General features: G+C 53.8%; 1 rRNA gene. It reads right to left on the bottom strand.

The annotated features are described in order from the left end of the window. Positions 1-1383: ribosomal RNA gene (locus tag M3223_RS23770) — 23S ribosomal RNA — on the bottom strand; the annotation flags it as partial.

The following is a 1383-nucleotide window of genomic DNA, read 5'->3' as shown; positions in this document are numbered from 1 at the left end:
ACGGTTTGCGGATTTGCCAACAAACCAGCCTCACTGCTTGGACGGACACATCCATCGGTCCGCGTCACTACCCTTCTGCGTCACCCCATTGCTCATAACGGCTTACGGTGGTACAGGAATATCAACCTGTTGTCCTTCGACTACGCCTTTCGGCCTCGCCTTAGGTCCCGACTTACCCTGAGCGGACGAACCTTCCTCAGGAACCCTTAGGCTTTCGGCGGATCAGATTCTCACTGATCTTTTCGTTACTCATACCGGCATTCTCACTTGTGTACTGTCCACCAGTCCTTGCGGTCTGACTTCTACCTATACACAACGCTCCCCTACCCAAGTATCTTAGATACATGCCATAGCTTCGGTGGTGTGTTTAGCCCCGTTACATTTTCGGCGCAGAGTCACTCGACCAGTGAGCTATTACGCACTCTTTAAATGGTGGCTGCTTCTAAGCCAACATCCTGGTTGTCTGGGCAACTCCACATCCTTTCCCACTTAACACACACTTGGGGACCTTAGCTGATGATCTGGGCTGTTTCCCTCTTGACGATGGATCTTAGCACTCACCGTCTGACTCCCGGTTATACATGACTGGCATTCGGAGTTTGACTGGACTTGGTAACCCTTGGCGGGCCCCGCACCCAATCAGTGCTCTACCTCCAGCATGCTCAACACCGAGGCTAGCCCTAAAGCTATTTCGGGGAGAACCAGCTATTTCCGGGTTCGATTGGAATTTCTCCGCTACCCCCACCTCATCCCCGAATTTTTCAACATTCGTGGGTTCGGGCCTCCAGTGCGTGTTACCGCACCTTCACCCTGGACAGGGGTAGATCACCCGGTTTCGGGTCTACATCCACGTACTATGGCGCCCTATTCAGACTCGCTTTCGCTGCGGCTCCGTCTTCCCGACTTAACCTTGCACGTGAACGTAACTCGCCGGTTCATTCTACAAAAGGCACGCCATCACCCATATAGAGGGCTCTGACTTTTTGTAAGCGCACGGTTTCAGGTTCTATTTCACTCCGCTCCCGCGGTGCTTTTCACCTTTCCCTCACGGTACTGCTTCACTATCGGTCGCCAGAGAGTATTTAGCCTTGGCAGATGGTCCTGCCGGATTCCCACGAGGTTTCACGTGTCTCGCGGTACTCGGGATCCGTCTCGGAGGGAATGAGGTTTGAGCTACAGGGCTTTTACCTGCTGTGGCGGGCCTTTCCAGACCTCTTCGCCTACCCCATTCCTTTGTAACTCCGTGTGAGACGTCCCACAACCCCAGGGAGCAAGCCCCCTGGTTTGGGCTAATCCGCGTTCGCTCGCCGCTACTGACGGAATCACTATTGTTTTCTCTTCCTCAGGGTACTTAGATGTTTCAGTTCCCCTGGTGTGCCTCAC

Source organism: Paenibacillus pasadenensis, assembly GCF_023715725.1.
Taxonomy (GTDB): domain Bacteria; phylum Bacillota; class Bacilli; order Paenibacillales; family Paenibacillaceae; genus Paenibacillus_O; species Paenibacillus_O pasadenensis_A.
Note: the sequence above shows the minus strand (reverse complement) of the source record. Positions and strands in the feature narration are given on the sequence as shown.